This window comes from Mesorhizobium sp. P2_E7 (assembly GCF_056403855.1).
Map to the genome: position 1 here is coordinate 270,061 of NZ_JBFUER010000005.1, position 21,456 is coordinate 291,516.

General features: G+C 63.8%; 17 protein-coding genes. 9 read left to right on the top strand and 8 right to left on the bottom strand.

Annotated features, from left to right (window positions below):
* Positions 1 to 23: 23 nt before the first annotated feature.
* Positions 24 to 1,442: an allantoinase PuuE gene (gene puuE / locus AC1DYC_RS24235; RefSeq protein WP_477410316.1), complete on the bottom strand. Its 1,419-nt coding sequence runs from the start codon at positions 1,440 to 1,442 to the stop codon at positions 24 to 26.
* A 183-nt stretch (positions 1,443 to 1,625) separates the two neighbouring features.
* On the opposite strand from puuE, the gene uraH reads away from it, so the two are divergent.
* The 4 genes from uraH (at position 1,626) to xdhC (ending at position 6,894) form a co-directional block, all read left to right on the top strand.
* Entirely contained in the window at positions 1,626 to 2,000 is a 375-nt protein-coding gene (gene uraH, locus AC1DYC_RS24240; RefSeq protein WP_477410317.1) for a hydroxyisourate hydrolase, read from the top strand.
* Between the two features lie 3 nt (positions 2,001 to 2,003).
* Positions 2,004 to 3,485, top strand: a complete 1,482-nt coding sequence (xdhA, locus tag AC1DYC_RS24245; RefSeq protein ID WP_477410318.1) for a xanthine dehydrogenase small subunit — start codon at positions 2,004 to 2,006, stop codon at positions 3,483 to 3,485.
* Complete coding sequence (gene xdhB / locus AC1DYC_RS24250) at positions 3,485 to 5,830, top strand: xanthine dehydrogenase molybdopterin binding subunit (RefSeq protein ID WP_477410319.1); 2,346 nt, start codon at positions 3,485 to 3,487, stop codon at positions 5,828 to 5,830. Before xdhA ends, xdhB begins: the two co-directional genes overlap by 1 nt.
* Before the next feature lie 62 nt (positions 5,831 to 5,892).
* On the top strand, positions 5,893 to 6,894 hold the full coding sequence (xdhC, locus tag AC1DYC_RS24255) for a xanthine dehydrogenase accessory protein XdhC (RefSeq protein WP_477410320.1): 1,002 nt from the start codon (positions 5,893 to 5,895) through the stop codon (positions 6,892 to 6,894).
* A gap of 13 nt (positions 6,895 to 6,907) precedes the next feature.
* Here xdhC and AC1DYC_RS24260 read toward each other — a convergent pair whose 3' ends face one another.
* The 3 genes from AC1DYC_RS24260 to AC1DYC_RS24270 form a co-directional block, all read right to left on the bottom strand.
* Positions 6,908 to 8,158, bottom strand: a complete 1,251-nt coding sequence (locus tag AC1DYC_RS24260; protein ID WP_477410321.1) for an LLM class flavin-dependent oxidoreductase — start codon at positions 8,156 to 8,158, stop codon at positions 6,908 to 6,910.
* Positions 8,155 to 9,105, bottom strand: coding sequence for an LLM class flavin-dependent oxidoreductase (locus tag AC1DYC_RS24265; protein WP_477410322.1), 951 nt, complete (start codon positions 9,103 to 9,105; stop codon positions 8,155 to 8,157). The genes AC1DYC_RS24260 and AC1DYC_RS24265 overlap by 4 nt, the downstream gene beginning before the upstream one ends.
* A 117-nt stretch (positions 9,106 to 9,222) precedes the next feature.
* Positions 9,223 to 10,143, bottom strand: a complete 921-nt coding sequence (locus tag AC1DYC_RS24270; protein WP_477410323.1) for a LysR family transcriptional regulator — start codon at positions 10,141 to 10,143, stop codon at positions 9,223 to 9,225.
* 139 nt (positions 10,144 to 10,282) lie between these two features.
* Between AC1DYC_RS24270 and AC1DYC_RS24275 the strand changes: the two genes are divergently transcribed.
* From AC1DYC_RS24275 to AC1DYC_RS24290, 4 genes are all read left to right on the top strand, one after another.
* On the top strand, positions 10,283 to 11,500 hold the full coding sequence (locus tag AC1DYC_RS24275) for a urate hydroxylase PuuD (RefSeq protein ID WP_477410324.1): 1,218 nt from the start codon (positions 10,283 to 10,285) through the stop codon (positions 11,498 to 11,500).
* 2 nt (positions 11,501 to 11,502) lie between these two features.
* A complete protein-coding gene (gene guaD, locus AC1DYC_RS24280) occupies positions 11,503 to 12,819 on the top strand; it encodes a guanine deaminase (RefSeq protein ID WP_477410325.1) in 1,317 nt (438 codons plus the stop codon).
* 343 nt (positions 12,820 to 13,162) lie between these two features.
* Positions 13,163 to 13,660 carry a heme-degrading domain-containing protein gene (locus AC1DYC_RS24285; RefSeq protein WP_477410326.1) on the top strand — a complete coding sequence of 166 codons (498 nt, stop codon included), beginning with the start codon at positions 13,163 to 13,165 and terminating at the stop codon, positions 13,658 to 13,660.
* Positions 13,657 to 14,922 carry a glycerate kinase type-2 family protein gene (locus AC1DYC_RS24290; RefSeq protein WP_477410327.1) on the top strand — a complete coding sequence of 422 codons (1,266 nt, stop codon included), beginning with the start codon at positions 13,657 to 13,659 and terminating at the stop codon, positions 14,920 to 14,922. Before AC1DYC_RS24285 ends, AC1DYC_RS24290 begins: the two co-directional genes overlap by 4 nt.
* A 297-nt stretch (positions 14,923 to 15,219) precedes the next feature.
* On the opposite strand, the gene AC1DYC_RS24295 is transcribed toward AC1DYC_RS24290, so the two are convergent.
* The 4 genes from AC1DYC_RS24295 to AC1DYC_RS24310 all read right to left on the bottom strand — a co-directional run bounded on the left by AC1DYC_RS24295 (position 15,220) and on the right by AC1DYC_RS24310 (position 20,841).
* On the bottom strand, positions 15,220 to 16,686 hold the full coding sequence (locus AC1DYC_RS24295) for a UdgX family uracil-DNA binding protein (RefSeq protein ID WP_477410328.1): 1,467 nt from the start codon (positions 16,684 to 16,686) through the stop codon (positions 15,220 to 15,222).
* A gap of 2 nt (positions 16,687 to 16,688) precedes the next feature.
* On the bottom strand, positions 16,689 to 17,924 hold the full coding sequence (locus AC1DYC_RS24300) for a putative DNA modification/repair radical SAM protein (RefSeq protein WP_477410329.1): 1,236 nt from the start codon (positions 17,922 to 17,924) through the stop codon (positions 16,689 to 16,691).
* Positions 17,925 to 18,010: 86 nt separating this feature from the next.
* Entirely contained in the window at positions 18,011 to 19,396 is a 1,386-nt protein-coding gene (locus AC1DYC_RS24305; protein ID WP_477410330.1) for a glutamine synthetase family protein, read from the bottom strand.
* A gap of 62 nt (positions 19,397 to 19,458) precedes the next feature.
* The gene (locus tag AC1DYC_RS24310) at positions 19,459 to 20,841 is read right to left on the bottom strand and encodes an aspartate aminotransferase family protein (RefSeq protein ID WP_477410331.1); all 1,383 of its coding nucleotides are present in this window, start codon (positions 20,839 to 20,841) and stop codon (positions 19,459 to 19,461) included.
* A gap of 156 nt (positions 20,842 to 20,997) precedes the next feature.
* Between AC1DYC_RS24310 and AC1DYC_RS24315 the strand changes: the two genes are divergently transcribed.
* Positions 20,998 to 21,450 (top strand): hypothetical protein, encoded by a 453-nt coding sequence (locus AC1DYC_RS24315; RefSeq protein ID WP_477410332.1) that lies wholly within the window; start codon positions 20,998 to 21,000, stop codon positions 21,448 to 21,450.
* Positions 21,451 to 21,456: the final 6 nt, after the last annotated feature.

Genomic DNA, 21,456 nt, shown 5'->3' on the forward strand with positions numbered 1-21,456 from the left:
CATGGGGTCCTGACCCTCAGTCATTAAAGCGGGAGCATGTCTTTCAGGCGGAGCAGCGCGATGCGCTCAACCTGTTTGCAGGCGGTATCGAGTTCGACGCCACGGCTGTTGCCGATGCGCGCCTCGAAGTCGGCGAGGATTTCCTCCTTGGTCTTGCCCCGCACCGCGATGATGAAGGGGAAACCAAAGGTGGTGACGTAAGCGGCGTTGAGCTTGGAAAAAAGCTCGCGCTCCTTGTCGGTCAGCGCATCGAGGCCGGCGGAGGCCTGTTCCCGCGTCGATTCCGCCGTCAGGCGTTTGGCCTTGGCCAGTTTGCCGGCGAGATCTGGATGGGCGTTGAGCACGCCGAGCCGTTCGGCCTCGCTGGCGGCGCGGAAGACTCGGCAGAGCGCATTATGCAGGCCGCCGGCGCTGTCATGCGCAGGTCCGAGCTCCAGTTCAAAGGCGCGCTCGGCGATCCATGGCGAATGTTCGAATACGCCGCCGAATGTGTGGACGAAGGTTTCGAATTCCATCTTCGAGGGTTTCAGCGCCGCCGGCTGGTAAGGATGGTGCTCCTGCCAGTGCCGGGCGATGTCGATGCGCCGCGCCAGCCAGACCTTGTCGTGCGACTTTACATAGTCGACGAAGCGCTTCAGCGCGGCCACGCGGCCGGGGCGGCCGACAAGCCGACAATGCAGGCCGATGTTCATCATGCGCGGCCGCCCGGCTTTGCCCTCGGCATAGAGCGTGTCGAAACTATCCTTGAGATAGGCAAAGAACTGGTCGCCGGAATTGAAGCCCTGCGGCGTGGCGAAGCGCATGTCGTTGGCGTCGAGCGTGTAGGGTATGACGAGCTGCGCGCCGCCGGCGTGCTCGAACCAGTAGGGCAATTCGTCGTCATAAGTATCCGAGACATAGTCGAAGCCGCCCTCTTCGGCGACCAACCGCACCGTGTTGACCGAGGTGCGGCCGGTGTACCAGCCGGTCGGGCGCTGGCCCGTCACCTCGTAGTGCAGCTTGATCGCCGCTTCGAGGTCGCGGCGCTCGTCCTCGGCGCTGTGGTCGCGATAGTCGATCCATTTCAGCCCGTGCGAGGCCATTTCCCAGCCGGCCTCCTGCATCGCCGCCACCTGGTCCGGCGAGCGGGCGAGGGCCGAGGCGACGCCGTAGCAGGTCACCGGCACTTGCGCCTCACTGAATAGGCGCAACAGCCGCCAGAAACCGGCCCGCGCGCCATATTCGTAGATCGATTCCATGTTCCAGTGGCGCTGGCCGACCCAGGGGGCGGCACCGACGATTTCCGACAGGAAGGCTTCCGAGGCCTTGTCGCCGTGCAGCACGCAATTCTCGCCGCCTTCCTCGTAATTGACGACGAACTGCACCGCGACATGCGCGCCGCCGGGCCATTTCGGATCCGGCGGATTGGCTCCATAGCCGCGCATGTCTCTAGAGTAACGCATTGCCCCTCCCTGCCGGACACCGCCAGAAGTTGTGATCAGGATAGTCGAAAGGGCTGCCTGCGCATTCCCCCGAAATTTTTGAAAGTGTTTTTGTGCCGCTCCGCTCGACCGGGACTTATGCATCGCCTTTAATTGGCGCACAATTCATTGCTTTGTTCGACTGTACCGAAATGGGAGGCGCCAGTGGCAGAAACGTCGAAAGCCGATGGCGGACGTCTGACGACGCATGTGCTCGACACCGCGACCGGCAAACCGGCGGCGGGCCTGTCGATCGCGCTGTATCACCTTGAGGGCGAGGCGCGGACACATCTGAAGACCGTTGTCACAAATGCCGACGGCCGCTGCGATGCGCCGCTGCTGGCAGGACCGGAATTCCGCCTCGGCGAATACGAACTGGTCTTCGCCGCCGGCGACTATCTGCGCGGCCAAGGCACGAAACTGCCCGAACCGGCCTTCCTCGACAGCGTGCCGATCCGCTTCGGCATGGCCGCAACCGTGCATTATCACGTGCCATTGCTTATCTCTCCCTATGGCTATTCGACCTACAGGGGGAGCTGACGCATGGCCAAGATCACTATCCGCAACGACATCCGCTTCATCCTGAATGGCAGCGACGTTGCTCTGTCGTCGGTGGCGCCCGATGCGACCTTGCTCGACTGGCTGCGGCTCGAGCGTTCACTGCGCGGCACCAAGGAAGGCTGCGCCGAAGGCGATTGCGGCGCCTGCACAGTGCTGGTCGGAAAACTGTCCGCCGGCAAGCTGGTTTATGAAAGCGTCAATGCCTGCATCCGCTTCCTCGGCTCGCTCGACGGCACCCATGTGGTGACGGTCGAGCATCTGCGTGGTGCGCCCGGCCAGTTGCATCCGGTGCAGCAAGCGATGGTCGATTTCCATGGCTCGCAATGCGGCTTCTGCACGCCGGGCTTCGTCATGTCGCTCTACGGTCTGTGGATGAGGTCGCCGGACCCGTCGAACGCGGCGATCGAAAAGGCGCTGCAAGGCAATCTCTGCCGCTGCACCGGCTATGAGGCGATCATGCGCGCCGCGCACGCCATCTCCAGCTACGGCAAGGCGGCAAAGGATCCATTGGCGGCCGAGCGCAAGGCCATCACGGCAAGGCTCGAGGCCATGCATGACGGCTCGCGTGTCGAAATCGGCTCCGGCAAGCAGCGGCTGGTGGTGCCGGCCAATGCCGACGATTTCGCTGCCGTGCTGGACAAGGAGCCCGGCGCCACGGTTGTCGCCGGCTCGACCGATGTCGGCCTCTGGGTCACCAAGCACATGCGCGATATTTCGCCGGTGGTTTTTATCGGCAATCTTGACGGGCTGTGCGACATCTCGGAAGACAATGACGTCATCACCGTCGGCGCCGGCGTCACCTACACCGACGCCTTCGCGACACTGGCCAAGCGCATCCCGGCTCTGGGGCCATTGTTCGACCGCATCGGCGGCGAGCAGGTGCGCAACATGGGCACGATCGGCGGCAACATCGCCAATGGTTCGCCGATCGGCGACACGCCGCCGCCCTTGATCGCGCTTGGCGCCCAGCTGACGCTGCGCCGGGGCAAGAAGCGGCGCACCATCGCACTTGAGGATTTCTTCATCGCCTATGGCAAGCAGGACCGGCAGCTGGGCGAATTCGTCGAGGCCGTGCATGTTCCTGTGCCGGCCAAAGGGACAAAGTTTGCCGTCTACAAAATCACCAAGCGCCGCGACGAGGACATCACCGCGGTCCTCGGTGCCTTTTTCCTCGACCTCGCCAAGGACGGTACGGTGGCCGATATCTGCATCGCCTATGGCGGCATGGCGGCAACGCCGAAGCGGGCTTTCGGTGTCGAAAAGGCGCTGCTCGGCAAGCCGTGGACGGAAGCGACGGTGGAAGCCGCGATGGCCAAATATGCCGGCGATTTCACCCCGCTGACCGACATGCGCGCATCGGCCGAATACCGGGCGCTGGCGGCGAAGAACCTTTTGCTGCGCTTCTTTGCCGAGACCAGCGGCACAAAGGCGCCGATCCAAGTAGCGCGGAACGAGGCGGCCTGATGAACAAGCACGCTTCTCCCAACCTCAAGGCGCAGAAGATTGCCGGCGGCGTCGCCACCGATCAGCGCCATGATTCCGCGCACAAGCATGTCAGCGGCAGCGCCGTCTATATCGACGACATGCCGGAACCGGCCGGCATGCTGCATGGCTGCCTCGGCCTGTCCTCGGCAACGCATGCGACGATCACCAAAATGGACTTGTCCGCCGTACGCGCAGCGCCAGGGGTTGTCGATGTGCTGACAGCAAAAGACGTTCCGGGCGAAAATGATATCTCGCCGACCGGCCGTCACGACGAGCCGGTGCTGGCCGACGACAAGGTGCAGTTTTACGGCCAGCCGATTTTCTGCGTCATTGCCAGGACGCGCGAGGAGGCGCGCCGCGCCACCCGGCTGGCCAAGGTCGAATACAGCCAACTGCCCTTCGTCACCGACATTGGCGATCTCGATCCGCGCAAGGACAAATTGGTTACCCCGCCGCTGACGTTGAAGCGCGGCGATGCCGCTGCCGCGATCAAGGCGGCGCCGCGCCGGCTGAAGGGCAAGATGCGCATTGGCGGCCAGGAGCATTTCTATCTCGAAGGCCATATCGCGGTGGCCATTCCGGGCGAAGACCAGGACGTCACCATCTATTCCTCGACCCAGCATCCGAGCGAAGTGCAGCATATGGTGAGCCACGCGCTGGGCGTGCCGAGCAACGCCATCACGGTGGAAATCCGCCGGATGGGCGGCGGCTTCGGCGGCAAGGAAACGCAAGGCAACCAGTTTGCGGCATTGGCGGCGATCGCCGCGAAGAAACACCATCGCGCGGTCAAAATCCGGCCAGACCGCGACGACGACATGACCGCCACCGGCAAGCGCCATGATTTCCTCGTCGACTACGAGGTCGGCTTCGATGAAGCTGGCAACATTTTGGGCGTCGATTTCATGTTTGCGGCGCGCTGCGGTTTTTCGTCGGACCTGTCCGGCCCGGTTACCGACCGCGCGCTGTTCCACTGCGACAACACCTATTTCTGGCCGGCCGTGCATGCGCAGTCGGCGCCGCTCTACACCAACACCGTGTCGAACACCGCGTTTCGCGGCTTCGGCGGCCCGCAAGGCATGGTCGGCGCCGAACGGGTCATCGATGAGGTCGCCTTTGCCGTCGGCAAGGACCCGCTCGAGATCCGCAAGCAGAATTTCTATGGCACGTCGGATCGAAACGTCACGCCCTATCACCAGACGGTCGAGGACAACATCGTCCATCGCATCGTCGCCGAACTGGAGGCGAGCGCGGACTATGCAAGCCGCCGCCGCATCATTCAGGCCTTCAACGCCAACAGCCGCTTCGTCAAGCGCGGCCTGGCACTGACGCCGGTGAAATTCGGCATCTCGTTCACGGCCACGCACTACAACCAGGCCGGCGCACTGGTCCATGTCTACACCGACGGTTCGGTGCACCTGAACCATGGCGGCACCGAGATGGGGCAAGGCCTCTACGTCAAGGTGGCGCAGGTGGTGGCGGAGGAGTTCCAGATCGACCTCGACCAGGTCAAGATCACTGCCACGACCACCGGTAAGGTGCCCAACACCTCAGCCACCGCGGCGTCGTCCGGCACCGACCTCAACGGCATGGCGGCGCAGAACGGCGCCCGCCAGATCAAGAACCGGCTGACCGATTTCGCCGCCGAAAAATACCAGGTGCCGCGCGACCAGGTGCTGTTCCTGCCCAACCGCGTGCGCATCGGCAACCAGGAGATCGCTTTCGCCGACCTCGTCAAGCAGGCCTATATGGCCCGTATCCAGCTGTCGGCGGCAGGTTTTTACAAGACGCCGAAAATCCACTGGAATCGCGACAAGGGCGAGGGCCGTCCCTTCTATTATTTCGCCTATGGCGCCTCGTGCTCGGAAGTCTCGGTCGACACGCTGACCGGCGAATATGTCGTCGAGCGCACCGACATCTTGCACGACACCGGCCGCTCGTTGAACCGCGCCATCGACATTGGCCAGATCGAGGGCGGCTTCATCCAGGGCATGGGGTGGCTGACGACGGAGGAGCTGTGGTGGGATGACAAGGGCCGGCTGCGCACCCACGCGCCGTCGACTTACAAGATCCCGCTGGCATCCGACCGGCCGAAAATCTTCAACGTCACGCTGGCCGACTGGCCGGAGGCCAACGAGCCGACGGTGCACCGCTCCAAGGCGGTTGGCGAACCGCCCTTCCCGCTCGGCATGTCGGTGTTGCACGCATTGTCGGATGCGGTGGCAAGTGTGGCCGACCACAAGATTTGTCCGCGCCTCGACGCGCCGGCAACGCCCGAACGCGTGCTGATGGCGATCGAGCGGCTGAGAGCCGCCAAATCGGCCTGATCGAGCCAGAACGTGCAAATCCGGCCCGGAAATGCTATGTTTCCCAGGTGGGAATGCAGACGATGAACTCGAAAGTGCAAAGCTTGAAAGCCTTTCTCGGCAGCGCCGGCCGGCTTGCTCTGGTCGAAGTGGCCGGCACCAAAGGCTCGACGCCGCGCGAGAAGGGCGCCTTCATGCTCGTCTCGCAGGCGGCGATTTTCGGCACGATCGGCGGCGGTCAGCTTGAGTATATGGCCATCGACAAGGCCAGGCAGATGGTTGGGTCTTCACCCTCCCCCTTGTGGGGAGGGTCGGCCGGCAAAGCCGGCCGGGGTGGGGGTGCGGCGCTCGAAGGACCCCCGCCCCGGACGACTGCGTCCGACCCTCCCCACGAGGGGGAGGGTGAAGAAGCCCGCATCGAGGTCGATGAAGTCTGCGCCACGCTCGACGTGCCGCTAGGCCCCGAAATCGGCCAGTGCTGCGGCGGCCGCGTCGAGGTGTTGATCAGGCTGGTCGATGCGACGCTGGCGCAAGAACTGGTTGCAGCGGCGGAAGCCGAGGAAGCCCACCTGCCGCATGTCTATATTTTCGGCGGTGGCCATGTCGGCCAGGCGCTGGCCTCGACCATCGCACTTCTTCCTGTGCACGGCGCCGTCATCGAGACGCGGGCCGAAGCGCTGGAAGGCATGCCTGAAAACGTCGAGACGCGACTGACGCCGATGCCGGAGGCCGAGATACGCAAAGCGCCTGCCGGCGCCGCCTTCGCCATCCTCACCCACGACCACGCGCTCGATTTCCTCATCGTTGCTGAGGCGCTCAAGCGCGACGATGCGGCCTATGTCGGCATGATCGGCTCCAAGACCAAGAAGGCGACGTTCAGGAACTGGTTCCTGAAATCGGCGGAGGGCACGGAGGCTGAGTTCGCCCGCCTCGTCTCGCCGATCGGCGGCGACGGGGTCAAGGACAAGCGCCCACCGGTGATCGCAGCGCTGGCGGCGGCCGAGATCATGACGGCGCTGGTCGTTCACAACGCGACGTCAAATATCGACCATCCGGTCCAACGAGACAAAGAAATAGTCGGCTAACTTTTCGCCACAGCTACGCCGGCCGCTTCAACCCCAGATGCTCGCGTAGAGTGCTACCCTCGTACTCCCGGCGGAACAGGCCACGCCGCTGCAGTTCCGGCACCACCAGCGTGGCGAACGCATCGAGCTCGCCGGGGAAATATGACGGCATGACATTGAAGCCGTCGGCCCCGCCGCCTTCAAACCGCGCCTGCAACTCGTCGGCGATCTGCGCCGGGGTACCGACGATACGCCAATGGCCGCGCGCGCCGGCGAAATGACGGGCAAGCTGGCGGATGGAAAGGCCGTCGCGGCGCGATTGCTCGACAACCAGCGCCTGGCGGCTTTTCATGCCCTCGGTCTCCGGCAGTTCCGGCATAGGTCCATCGATCGGGTAGCGATGCAGGTCCGAAATGCTGAGATAGCTGGACAGCAGTGCGACGCCGACATCGTCGGGAATCAGCGCCTGCAATTCCTCATGTTTCTCCCGCGCCTCAGCCTCGGTTTCCGCCACCACGGGCGACACGCCAGGCATGATCTTGATGTCGTCGGGCTCGCGGCCATAGGCCGCCATGCGGCCCTTGAGGTCGTCGTAGAAGGCCTTCGCCTCTTCGAGGGTCTGCGCCGCCGTGAACACCACATCGGCGGTGCGGGCAGCCAGGTCGCGGCCGACATCCGAGGCGCCGGCCTGTACCATCACCGGTGCGCCCTGCGGCGAGCGCGGCAGGTCGAGCGGGTCGCGTACCGAGAAACTCTGGCCGTCATGGCCGGGAAAGCTGCCGCCTTGCCAAAGTCCGGTCACCACCTCGGCAAACTCACGCGCCCGCTCATAGCGGTCGGCGTGGGGTTTGAGGCCCGTCGCGCCGAAATTGGCGGCTTCGATGGGGCTGGCCGATGTGACCAGGTTCCAGCCGGCCCGGCCGCCGCTTAAGTGATCGAGCGACAGGAAGGTGCGCGACAGGCCATAGGGTTCGTTGTAGCTGGTCGAGGCCGTGGAGACGAGGCCGATGCGGCTGGTCTGGACGGCGAGCGCCGACAGCAGGCTGATCGGTTCGAAGCCGATCGAGCGCGAGGTCTGGCTGGCGATGCCGACATTGGCTTCGCGCAGACCGGCGGCGTCCTCGCAGAAGATCATGTCGAATTTTGCCGCTTCCGCCGTGCGCGCCAGCTGGATGTAGTGGTCGATGTCGATGCCGGCCGTGACATGCGCCTTGGGATGGCGCCAGGCGGCGATGTGATGGCCCGTCGCCCACAGGAAGGCGCCGAGCTTCATCTTGCGGTTCATTGCGCTGCTCCAGCAAGTCCGAGATGCGAGCGCAATGTCGTTCCGGGATAATCCCGCCGGACAAGGCCGCGCCGCTGCAATTCGGGCAGCACGCGGCCGACGAAACCGTCGAGCGCGGAAGGCGGCGTCGCGATGTTAAACCCGTCGCAGCTTTTCGAGCGGAACAGCTCTTCCAACCTATCGGGACTGATATCCGGTCCATTGGCGCTGACGTTCACAAGCGCCTTCACTGCATCAGGATCGCGCCCGCATGCGGCGACGCGGCGCTTGAGGTCGTCGTAGTGCGCCTTGGTGTCTTCAGCCTCGTCCAGCAAGACGACATCGGCGGTGCGGGAAGCAAGATCAAGATCGCCCTCCGACACATCCGACAGCACCAGCACTGGCGTATCCTGCGGCGAGCGCGCGACGTTCAGCGGTCCGCGCACCGAGAAGAACTCGCCCTTGTGGTCGAGCAGATGCATCTTGCTGGGATCGTGGAAGTGGCCGCCGACCTTGTCGAACAGCAGCGCATCCGCATCCCAGCCCTGCCACAGGCCCTGGACGATGCCGATATACTCTTCGGTGCGGCGACGAAAATCGGCGGCGGAAAACCCCTCGGGACGGCTGAGATTGCCAGCTTCGCCGGGCGCCTGCGCCATGGTCGCGCGCCAGCCGGCGCGGCCGTGGCTGATGACATCAAGCGAAGCAAAACGGCGCGCCAGATTATAGGGCTGGTGGGCCACGGTCGAGGCGGTTGCGACAAGACCGATCCTGCTCGTCACCGTCGCCAGCGCCGCCAGCAAGGTCGTCGCTTCGAAAGGGCTCTCCGATCCGCCGCTGTCCCGCACGGTATCATCGAGGATAATCACGTCCAGCCCGACAGCCTCCGCCTGCTTGGCAAAGCTGGCGAGGTCGCTGAACGCGAGCGGCTGCCCGGAAGCAATGTTGAGCGAAACGGCGAGATGCATTGTGGTTTGCTCGTCAGTCGGCGCGGGGCCATCGAGGCGGAGTATGCAAACCTAAGGTCGCCTGCGTGTAAGGCAACCCTTGCGACTGGGCCAACAGCCCATCACGTGCCGGCCAGCCTATTTGCCGGCCAGAAGGTCCTTGATCAGCCGCTGGCAGCGCTCGGCCATGAAGTCGAGCAGCAGCCGCACCTTCGGGTCCTGCAGCTTCTTGTGCGGATAGACGGCGGCGAACTGCACCGGCGTCGGCGGCGTGCTGGCCAGGATGACCTTCAGCCGCTGGTCGCGGATAAACGGTTCGACCTCGAAGCGCGGCTTGTTGATGATGCCGCGTCCCGACAGCGCCCAGCCGGTCAGCACGTCGCCATCGTCGGTGTCGTAGGGGCCGTGCACCTCGAATTTCTGCGGGCCGTTCGGCGTCTGCAGCGTCCAGACATATTCGCGCGCGCCGGAATAACGCAGCATCAGGCAGTCGTGCTTCTTGCCGATCAATTCCTGCGGCTCCACCGGTTCGCCGCGCGCCTCGAGATATTTCGGCGCCGCCACCAGCACCCGCTCGCATTCCATGATGCCGCGCATGCGCAAGCTGGAATCTTCGATGATGCCAAGCTTGAAGGCGACGTCGATGCCTTCCTTCATGATGTCGATATTGTGGTCGGAGAGCCTCAGCCGCACCTCGATATCGGGGTATTTGTCGTGGAAGTCCGGAATGCCCGAGGCCACCAGCCGGCGGCCGAGGCCGAGCGGCGCGGTGACCCGGATGGTGCCGCGCGGCTGACCGGAAAGTGCGGAGACCGCGGCTTCCGCTTCGGTGATCGCCTCCAGCACCTGCTTTGCGCCCGAATAGAACACATTGCCATGCTCGGTCGGCATCAACTGCCGTGTGGTGCGGTTGAACAGCCGCACGCCAAGGTGCTTTTCCAGCTCCTTGATGCGATTGGAGGCGACCGCCGGCGAAATGCGCATGTCGCGGCCCGCCGCCGACAGATTGCCAAGCTCGACGACGCGAACGAAGACGGCGATGTTGTCGAGATAGGCCATGCTGGTTCGTGGCTCTTTATGTGGCTGCGTAGGGTAAGCTTAGTATTTTCCATTTTTTTTTGAAAGTCATCGTACACCTCGCCTCTTTTCGTTTGCGTACCACACCGTAAAGTCACCCGATCGGCAGGGACGATTTCAAATGATGGATTTCGCGATTTTCTGGGACTGGCTGAGCTTTGCCGTGCGCTGGCTGCACGTCATCACCGGCATCGCCTGGATCGGCTCGTCGTTCTATTTCGTCGCGCTCGATCTTGGCCTGCGCCAGCGCCCCGGCATGCCGGTCGGCGCCTTTGGCGAGGAATGGCAGGTGCATGGCGGCGGCTTCTACCACATCCAGAAATATCTGGTGGCGCCGGCCGAAATGCCGGAGCACCTGACCTGGTTCAAATGGGAATCCTACGCCACCTGGCTGTCCGGCTTCGCCATGCTGTGCGTGGTCTACTATGCCGGCGCGGACCTGTTCCTGATCGATCCCAACGTTCTGCCCATGTCGGTGCCCGTCGGCATCCTGTTGTCGATGGCCACGATCGGCGTCGGCTGGGTGGTCTATGATCTGCTCTGCCGCTCGCCGCTCGGCAAAAGCGACACCGGCCTGATGCTGGTGCTCTACGGCGTGCTGGTGTTCATCGCCTGGGGGCTGACGCATCTGTTCACCGGCCGCGCCGCCTTCCTGCATCTTGGCGCCATCACCGCCACGATCATGTCGGCCAACGTCTTCATGGTGATCATTCCCAACCAGAAGATCGTCGTCGCCGACCTGATCGCCGGCCGCAAGCCCGACCCCAAATACGGCAAGATCGCCAAGCAGCGCTCGCTGCACAACAACTACCTGACGCTGCCCGTGCTGTTCCTGATGCTGTCGAACCACTATCCGCTGGCGTTTGGCACTGAGTTCAACTGGGTCATCGCCTCGCTGGTGTTCATCATCGGCGTGCTGATCCGGCACTATTTCAACACTGTGCATAAACGTGCCGGCAATCCGCACTGGACCTGGATGGCGGCTGCCGTGCTATTCCTCATCATCATCTGGCTGTCGACGGCGCCGAAGATACTGACCGGCGAGCCCAAGGCATCCGCCGCGGCGGAGGTCTATATCGCCTCGTCGCATTTCCCGGCGGTGCGCGACACGGTGCTTGGCCGCTGCTCGATGTGCCATGCCGCCGAGCCGGTCTACGAAGGCATCTACCACGCGCCCAAGGGCGTGATGCTCGACACCGATGCCGGCATTGCCGAGCATGCCCGCGAGATCTATCTGCAGGCCGGGCGCAGCCACGCCATGCCACCGGCCAACATCACCCAGATCAGCGACAAGGAGCGGGCGCTGCTGGTCGCCTGGTTCGAAGGCGCAGGGAAATAAGCATGACCTCCACACTTCTGCGCGGTCGCACGCTGAGCTTTTTGCGCTGGCCCGAAGCAATCGACGACCATGCCGCCTGGCGCTATGAGGAGGATGGCGGCCTGCTGATTAGCGATGGCCTGATCGTCGCTGCCGGCGCCTATGCGCAGGTCGAGAAGCTGGCCGGCGAGGGCGTTAGGAAAATCGACCACCGGCCGCATCTGCTTTTGCCAGGCTTCATTGACGCGCATGTGCATTTTCCGCAGATGCAGGTGATTGCTTCCTACGGCGCCGAACTGCTCGACTGGCTGAACAAATACACCTTCCCCGAGGAAACGAAATTCCAGAACGCCCAGCACGGCCGCCGCATCGCCCGGCTGTTCCTGGACGAGATGGTGCGCCATGGCACGACGACGGTCGCTGCCTACTGCTCGGTGCACAAGGCCTCCGCCGAAGCGTTCTTCGCCGAATCGCATGCGCGCGGCATGCTCAACATCGCCGGCAAGGTGATGATGGACCGCAATGCGCCGGCAGGCGTGCTCGACACACCGCAATCCGGCTATGACGACACCAAGGCGCTGATTGCCGAATGGCACGGCAAGGGGCGCCAGCTTTATGCGATCACGCCGCGCTTCGCCATAACGTCCTCGCCCGAGCAGCTGGAGATGTCGGGCGCGCTCTGCCGCGAGCACCCCGATTTGCACATGCAGACGCATCTGTCGGAAAACCACGCCGAGATCGCCTTCACGCAAAAGCTCTATCCGCAGGCGCGCGACTACACCGATGTCTACGAGATGTACGGGCTGTTGGGAAAAAAGAGCCTGTTCGGCCACTGCATTCATTTGTCGGAGCGCGAGGCGGATGCGCTGTCGGAATCAGGCTCGGTGGCAGTGTTCTGCCCGACTTCGAACCTGTTCCTCGGCTCCGGCCTGTTCGACTACCAGCGCTTTCGTCGTCGTCAGAAGCCGTTGCGCATCGCCGCTGCGACCGACGTTGGTGGCGGTACCAACTATTCGATGCTGCGCACCATGGACGAAGGCTACAAGGTGATCGCGCTGAACGGCGAGAAGCTGAACCCGTTCCAGTCCTTCTGGCAGGTCACGCGTGGCAATGCCGAGGCACTGTCGGTAGCAGGCAAGGTCGGCACGCTGGATGAAGGCACCGACGCCGACATCACCGTGCTCGACGCCCGCGCCACGCCGGCGATGCGGCTACGGATGGAAACAGTGGAGACGCTGGCCGAAGAACTCTTCCTGCTGCAGACGCTGGGCGACGACCGCGCCGTGCGCGAGGTCTATGTCGCGGGGCGGCCGGCGAAGAGCGATATGATTGCGGGATAAGGCCCGGCCCCCGAGGGGAGAGACCCGCAGCTCGACGGAGTGGGGTCGATCTTTGCGCGGGACAAGATGACGATTGCGCCCGGTTGCCGAGTGGTTCCCCCACTCCGTCGCCGCTTCGCGGCGCCACCTCTCCCCCCTCCGGAGGGAGAGGAAGGGAGCCAACTGCTTCGCGGGACGGGCGCTGGTTCGGACAGCTTGGCGCCCTTCCTCTCCCCCGTCGATCGGGGGAGAGGTGTCGAGCGAAGCTCGACGGAGTGGGGGTCGATCCTGGCGCGGCAAGACGGGAGCTTGACCGGGCGGAGCTTGTCGTACACACGACGTGTGACGATTTCGGAGAAAGAAAATGGCCGCTGCGGACGACATCGCTCTGATCCAGAAACAGGAAGAGACGCTGGTCTTCCCGACCTTCGACGAGGCCGTCGCCTTCAAGATCGGCGCGGCGATCCGTGAGCGCGCGCTGGCCGAGGCCATGCCCATCATCGTCGACATCAGGCTGTGGGATCGGCCGCTGTTCTATGCCGCGATGCCGGGCTCCAACGCCTCCAACCCCGACTGGGCGCGGCGCAAGATCAATGTCGTAAAGCGTTACCTCAAAAGCACCTACCGCCTGGTGCTGGAGCAGCAGCGGCCGGACCGCACCTTCAAGGTCGGCGAGGGGCTGGACATCGCCGACTATGTGCTGGCCGGCGGCGGCTTTCCCATAACGGTCAAGGGCGCTGGTGTTATTGGCGCGATTACGGTCTCTGGTTTGCCCGAACGTGAGGATCACGGTGTCGTCGTCGATGCGCTGTGCGACCATCTCGGCGTCGACAAGCGTGGACTGGTGCTGGCTGCGGAATGACCGTGCTCGAACCCAAGTCCTTCCTCATCTCCATCTTCGACGCCGCCGTTGCTGCCGCCGATCCCGAACGCACGATCCGGGATCATCTGCCGGCCAGGCCCAAAGGTCGCACCATCGTCATCGGCGCCGGTAAAGGCTCGGCGCAAATGGCTGCCGCCTTCGAGAAGGTCTGGGACGGCCCGATCGAAGGGCTGGTCGTCACCCGCTACGGCTATGGCGCCAAATGCGAGCGCATCGAGATCATCGAGGCGGCACATCCGGTGCCGGATGCCGCCGGCCTCGAAGCCTCGCGACGCCTGCTCGAAACGGTGCAGGGGCTGACGGCTGACGATCTGGTGGTGGCGCTGATATCCGGTGGCGGCTCGGCCCTGCTGCCGTCGCCTGCCGCCGGCCTGACGCTGGCCGACGAGATCGCCGTCAACGAGGCGCTGCTCGCCTCCGGCGCGCCGATTGCGGCCATGAACACCATCCGCAAGCATGTCTCGACCATCAAGGGCGGCAGGCTGGCCGCGGCTGCAAACCCGGCCAAGGTCGTGTCGCTGGTCGTGTCGGACATTCCCGGCGACAATCCGGCACTGGTGGCTTCCGGCCCGACCGTGCCCGACACAGGCAGCCGCGCCGATGCGTTGGCCTCGATTGCGGCCTATGGCATGAAATTGCCGGACACCGTCATGGCGCACATCAATTCGCCGGAGGCTGATGCGCCTAGTCCCGACGATCCGCGCTTCACCGGCAATGAAGTGCATCTGATCGCTTCGGCCGGCGTATCGCTGGAAGCGGCAGCGGCGGAGGCAAGGCGGCAAGGCATCGAAGCCGTCATCCTCTCCGATTCCATTGAGGGCGAAGCGCGCGAGGTCGGCGGCGTGCATGCCGCCATCGCGCGCGAAGTGGCGACGCGTAACCGGCCATTTTCGAAGCCGGTTCTGATCCTGTCGGGCGGCGAAACCACGGTCACCTTGCGGGCCAAGGGCAAGGGCGGCCGCAATTCGGAATTCCTGCTCGCTTTCGCCATCGGCATCAGCGGTGCTGACGGCATCCATGCGCTGGCTGCCGACACAGACGGCATTGACGGTTCGGAAGACAATGCGGGCGCCTTCGCCGACGGCTCGACCGTCTCGCGTATGCGAGCGGCCAGTGTGGACGCAAAGGCGATGCTTGCGGGGAACAATGCCTGGACGGCGTTCAATGCGGTAGGAGATCTGTTTGTGCCGGGACCTACAGGCACGAATGTGAATGATTTGAGGGCGATCCTGATTCGGTAGAGCGCGTCGTCGCGGCTGGCGCTCAGTCGCGAAACCGATGGTGAATGGCCGAAGCCTCTCAGCTTCGTCATCCTAGGGGTGGAGCGGTCGCGAAGCGACGTCGCGGAAACCCTAGGATCCATGCCGTGACAGCGGCCGAAGAGCGCAGCGGCACAGAATGAAGGTCGCGTTCACCAGGGCTTGTTCTGCACCGTGGCGGAGCATTGAGGTCGCGGCATGGATCCTCGGGTCTGCGCTGCGTCGCTACGCTCCTTGCTTCGTCCGTGGATGACGAAGGCGCGGAGGCTTTCGCTCATCTCACGCCACCATCAACCGCTTCACCTCTTTCATATCCCGCAAAAACCGCTCCCGCTCAGCCTCCTTCTCGGCAGGCTCCTGGATGCGCAGGATGAAGGACGGGTGGATGGTGATGAACACCCGCAAGCCGTCCTCCCGCTCAACCATCTGGCCGCGCATCTTTGTCACCGGGATCGCCTTGCCCAGCAGCGACAAGGCCGCCGTTGCGCCGAGCGCCACGGCAAAGTCTGGTTTGATCAGTTCGAGTTCCTTGCCGATCCACCAGCGGCAGGCCTGAACCTCGCCGGCGTTCGGCTTGGAATGGATGCGGCGCTTGCCGCGCGGTTCGAATTTGAAGTGTTTTACGGCATTGGTGACGTAGACCTTTTGCCGGTCGACACCGGCATCGTCCAGTATCGCATCGAACACCTTTCCCGCCGGGCCGACAAAAGGTTTGCCGGCGAGGTCCTCCTGATCGCCAGGCTGTTCGCCGACGAAAACCACTTTGGCAGTATCTGGTCCTTCGCCGAACACGGTCTGGGTCGCATCGCGCCAGAGCGGGCAGCGGCGGCAGCCTTTTGCGGCTTCGCGTAGTTCGGAAATGGTGCTGGCGTCATCATCCGACGCCTCGGCCGGCTCAACCTTCGGCCAATGCCGCGCCTGCGCCTTGGCATGATGCGGCGCCGGCGTCGTTGGCATTCTGGCAATCATATCCCTGGCGGCCTCGTCCGCGCCTGCGATCAGATCTGGAATGAGCGAGGCCTCCGGAAGGTTCCGCCAATATTTCTTCGGCATCTCCTTCTGCATCGCTTTCACCTTCAGCCGTGCCGGGTTGAAGATGTTCTCGAAGTAGGTGAGCCACAAAGCCTCGGTATCATCCTCGGCCGGCGCGTCGCCCTTGGCCGCACCCGGGCCAATGGCCAGCCTTTCGCCGTCCCAGTCGGCCGAAGCATAGGGCGTCAGGATGGTCCAGCGCATGCCGGTGAAACGCCTGACGAAGAATTCCGCATTGCGCTCGACGATGAAATGGTCCGGCTCGAACCAGGCGACGTAGCGCTCGTCGCTGCCCTCGCTGATCTTCCGGAAGCGAACGAAGGCATGCATCTTGTGGCTGTCGCGCCGCACCGCCTTTTCCATGGCTTCCAGCCGCCTGGTGTCGGGATCCGTTGCGATGGCCAGCAGCTTCGGCTCGCTGCGGAGGCGCCACAGCATCCGGTAGAGAAAAGCAAACCGGCCGGGATCGGAATGGCAAAAGGCGGTCTCGGCATGTGCAATAAACTCGCGCGGCACGACGAGTTGCGCGCGCTCCGGCACGTCCGGCAGATCGTTTTGCGGCGCATCGGAACCAGCCGAAACATGCCAGCTCACATCCTCGGGCCGCACCTCGTTCAGCGCCAGCCGCCGAGCCGCATCGCGCCAGTCGGCGAAATCGGTCTGGCTGGCTAGCCGCACGCTGTATCGGGCAAGATTGAGTTGAACCGGCTGCATGATCAAAACAGCGACAGTTGTTCGCAGGAGCGCACGATCGTGTCGCGCAGGCCAACCTTGTCGGTGAGCCCGCCCGGCGACCAGCCTTCGGCGATGATGAACGGCCGCAGCTTGGCGATCGACTGGCAGATGCGTCCGACATCTTCCAGCCGCAGCCGCCGGTGGCGGCGCGTCTCCAGGATTTTTGCGATCACCTTGGTGCCGAGGCCTGGTACGCGCAGCAGCGCCTCGCGATCGGCGCGGTTAATGTCGACCGGAAACCGCCCCCGGTTGCGCAAAGCCCAAGCGAGCTTCGGGTCGATGGTGAGATCGAGCATCCCGTCGCTGCTGCCGGCGAGGATTTCCGGTTGCGAAAAACCGTAGAAGCGCATCAGCCAGTCAGCCTGGTAAAGCCGGTGCTCGCGCATCAGCGGCGGCTTCTGCAGGGGGAGCGACGACGACGAATCCGGGATCGGGCTGAAGGCGGAATAATAGACGCGCCGCAAATGATAGCTGCCATAGAGCCGGGCGCTGGTGTGCAATATGCCATCGTCGGATGTCTTGTCGGCGCCAACGATCATCTGCGTCGATTGCCCGCCCGGCGCAAAGCGTTCGCGCTTCTTGGTCCGTAGCGTCGGCTCGGCCTTTTCCTCCATCTTGCTGCGCAGCCTGGCCATGGACAGGCGGATCGTTTCCGGTTTCTTCTCCGGCGCCAGTTTTTTCACGCCTTCATCGGTCGGCAGCTCGACATTGATTGACAGCCGGTCGGCATAAAGCCCGGCCTGCTCGACCAGTTCGGCCGAGCTTTCCGGGATGGTCTTCAGATGGATATAGCCGGAGAATTTCTCGCCGAGCCGCAACCGCCGCGCAACCTCAACCATCTCGGCCATGGTCTCGTCGGGCGAGCGGATGACGCCTGAGGACAGGAACAGGCCCTCAATGTAGTTGCGGCGGTAGAAATCCATGGTCAGCTTCACCACCTCATCGATGCCGAAGCGGGCGCGCCGCACGTTGGACGACGAACGGTTGATGCAATAGCTGCAATCGTAGATGCAGAAATTGGTAAGCAGGATTTTCAAGAGCGAAATGCAGCGGCCGTCCGGCGCGTAGGAATGGCAGATGCCCATGCCTTCGGTGGAGCCGATGCCGCCGGATCTGAGCGAATCCTTCTTCGCCGAGCCCGACGAGGCGCAGGAAGCGTCGTATTTGGCGGCGTCGGACAGGATCGCCAGCTTTTCACGGACGGTGAGTGCGCTCATCCGTTCATGATATGTTCTTAACGGCCCTGATGCTACCTCATTTGATGCAGGCGGCAAAAAAGTGAACGCCGCCCAGCATCAGGTCGTCACACCTCGTGCAGATAAAGGTGGTAATCCAGTTCGCTCACGGTACGGGCGACGCGTAGATATTCGGACTGCTTGATCGCCACGAAGGTGCGGTGCAGATCCTCGCCCAGCGCCTCTTTCAGGAAGCTCGACGCCCGCGCCGCCTCGATCGCGGCGCGCCAGTCGACTGGCATTGTCGTGCGCGTGACGGCTGCTTCATAGCCATTGCCGGTCGTCTCCGGACCGGGGTCGAGGCCTTCGTCCAGACCTTTGACAATGCCGGCCAGCACGGTTGCCGCGATCAGATACGGATTGGCGTCGACGCCCGACGGCCGGTGCTCGATGCGTCGGTTTTTTGCATCGCCCGCCGGCACGCGCAGCGCCACCGAGCGGTTGTTGACGCCCCAGGTCGGCGCCACCGGCGCATAGGATTGCGAGACGAAGCGGCGCCAGGAATTGGCGTGCGGCGCAAACACCAGCATCGATTCCGCCATGGTCTGGATCAGCCCGCCGAGCCCTTGCAGCAAAGGCAGCGACCAGCTTTCGCCGCCAGCCTCGGCAAAGACGTTCCGGCCAGCCTTGTCTTGCAGCGAGACATGGAAATGCATGCCCGAGCCGGCATATTTTTCGATCGGCTTGGCCATGAAGCAGGCGGTGACGCCGTGCCGGCGCGCCTGCGCCCGCACCAGCCGCTTCAGCATGACCAGATCGTCGGCCGCCCGCATCACGTCCTTGCGGTAGTTCAGCGTCAGTTCGTACTGGCCGGGCGCATATTCGGAAATCACCGTCTCGGCCGGAATGCCTTGCGCCTTGGCTGCGGCATAGATGTCTGAAAACAGCGGCTCCATGCCGTGTAGGTGGTCGACCGAATAGACCTCGGTCTTGGCCGAGCGGCGGCCGTCGAGCACGGCGTCGGCCGGCTTCACCTTGCCGTCGGCGTCGCGCTCATTGGCAAGCAGGAAGAATTCGAGCTCGAAGGCGCCGGCGGGGTAGAGACCCTTGGCGGCCAATATGTCGACCTGCCGGGCCAGCGCCAACCGCGGGTCCGACGACATTGGCTGTCCGTCGAGATGGTACATCGCCATCAGCAACTGGCCGCGCGGCGGGCTGGTGCCGTAGAGCGGTACCAGCGTGCCGGGGATCGGCCAAGCCCTGAGGTCGCCGTCGCCGGTCGTCCAGATCAGTCCGGTCTCGTGTACGTCCTCGCCGGTGATGTCGAGGCCGAGGATCGAGATCGGCATGTGGCGGCCGCCCTCGAAAATGCTTTTCAGCTCATGCCTGCGCACGATCTTGCCGCGGCCGACGCCGTTGGCGTCGGTCAAGACGATATCGAAAGCTTCGATTTCGGGATGGGCGTCGAGAAAGGCTTGCGCCTCGGCGGGCGTCGAGTCCGAAGGTGAAGTCATGATTACTGTACTCAAGGTTGGCTTGGCGGCCCGTTCGTTGACCGCCCGTTCAGTCGCTTGTCTCATGCCGTCAGCCTTGCCGCAACCGTGGCGAAGGCGGTGATCAGCCGGTTGACCTGGGCGCCGGTGGTGGCCGGCGAGATCAGCATCATGTTGTGGAAGGGCGCGATCAGCACGCCCTGGTTGATCAGCGCGACATGGACAGCGGCTTCGAGCTCCGGTGCATGGGCAGTCTCGGCCTCGGCGCCATTGCGCAACGGGCCGGGCGCGCAGATGAACTCGACGCGCGCGCCGACACGCGCGACATGCCAAGGGAGATTGTAGCGATCGATGACCCCGGTCAGCCCGGCGTCGAGCCGCAGGGCGAGGCGGTCCATCCGGGTATAATTCTCCTGCGTCATCACCTCTTCGAGCGTGGCGCGCATCGCCGCGAACTGCAGCGGGTTGGCCGACAGCGTCGTGCCCATGCCGGAATAGCCCGGTTCCTTGGTTCTGTTGTAGTCGGCATAGCGGCTGGCGACCTCGTCGCTCATCCCCCACACGCTCGCCGGCACGCCGCCGGCGATCGGCTTGCCCAGCACGAACAGGTCGGGTTGCAGCCCGAATTTTTTGGTGTAGCCGCCCGGGCCGGTGGAGATGGTGTGGGTCTCGTCGATCAGAAGCAGCGTGCCGGCCGCGCGCGTCAGTTTGCGCAGCACATCGTGGAAACCGCGATCGGGCAGCACCATGCAGGAATTGGTCAGCACCGGCTCGGCGATGACGCAGGCCACGTCTTTGTCCTTGAGCGCCGCTTCCAGCGCGGCGACATCGTTGAATTCGATGACCTTCGCCGTCCTGGTCAGGTCGCGGAATTCGCCCGCCAGTCCCGGCCGGTTGACTGCGATACCATCGACCAGCCGCACCATCGTCTCGTCGACCGAGCCGTGGTAACAGCCATTGAAGACCAGGATTTTTTCGCGACCGGTGACGGCGCGAGCAACGCGCAGCGCGAAGCGGTTGGCGTCGGTGGCGGTGGTGGCGATCTGCCAGAACGGCAGGCCGAAGCGCTCTTGCAGCAGCGGCCCGATGGCGAGCGCGTCCTCCGAAGGCAGCATGTAGGTCAGACCGCGCCCGGCCTGGCGGCGGATGGCGCGCGCCACCGGCGGCGGCGAGTGGCCGAACATCGAGCCGGTGTCGCCAAGGCAGAAATCGTCGAGCCTGTTGCCGTCAATGTCTGTGATGGTGGCGCCTTTGGCGCTGTCGACCAGGATCGGGAACGGCGTCGGCCAGTCGTTCATCCAGTGCATCGGCACACCGCCGAAGAAGCCGGGCAGGCCGTTGCCCACCTTGGCCGCCGATTTCGGCCGCGCCTTGCGGAAGGCCTCCGCCTCGCTATCGCGCAATTGCGCGATGCGGTCACGGCTAATGCCGCCGATCGATGGGCTGGAATGGTCGTTTGAATGCATGAAAATCCCTCTCGGCCGTCACTCTAGCCAATCGCTCACTTAAACCGCAATTGGCCGCCGGGCTGCCCTGCATTGGTTCAGCGTTACCGGACTAGCGCTTGACCTGGAGGCAGAGCCCGGTGCCAATACGGGCTGGCTTGTGATTTTGGGGGAAAAATGCGGGCGATCATCTGTACGGCGATGTTGCTTTTGTCGGCTGGCGCGGCCTTCGCATCGGGTGGCATCTGGTGTTCCGCCGATGACAAGGCGGCAAATTTCGAGGTCGAAGCCGGCGTCACCCGGGGCATGGGCGGACCGACCTTCAACTTTCGTGGCAATCTTGAAATTCTCGGCCGGCCCGACGGCGACAGCCTGCGCAAGACAGTGTTCGAGGATTCCAACCTGACGCAGTACTGGCTCGACGACAAGGAATTGCGGCTGAACATCTACCACGAGCATGAAGTCGCGCAGCACATCAACTCGGTCGAGCTGACAATCCTGACCAAGACCACGGACGAAGGCGTCTATGACGGGAACTATACGCTCTCCATCTATGATGCCGCCGCGGACACGGACCAGGACGGCAAGCCGGTCGAAGTCACAGGCAAAGTGTCTTGCGGGGCTGAGTAAGAGCGT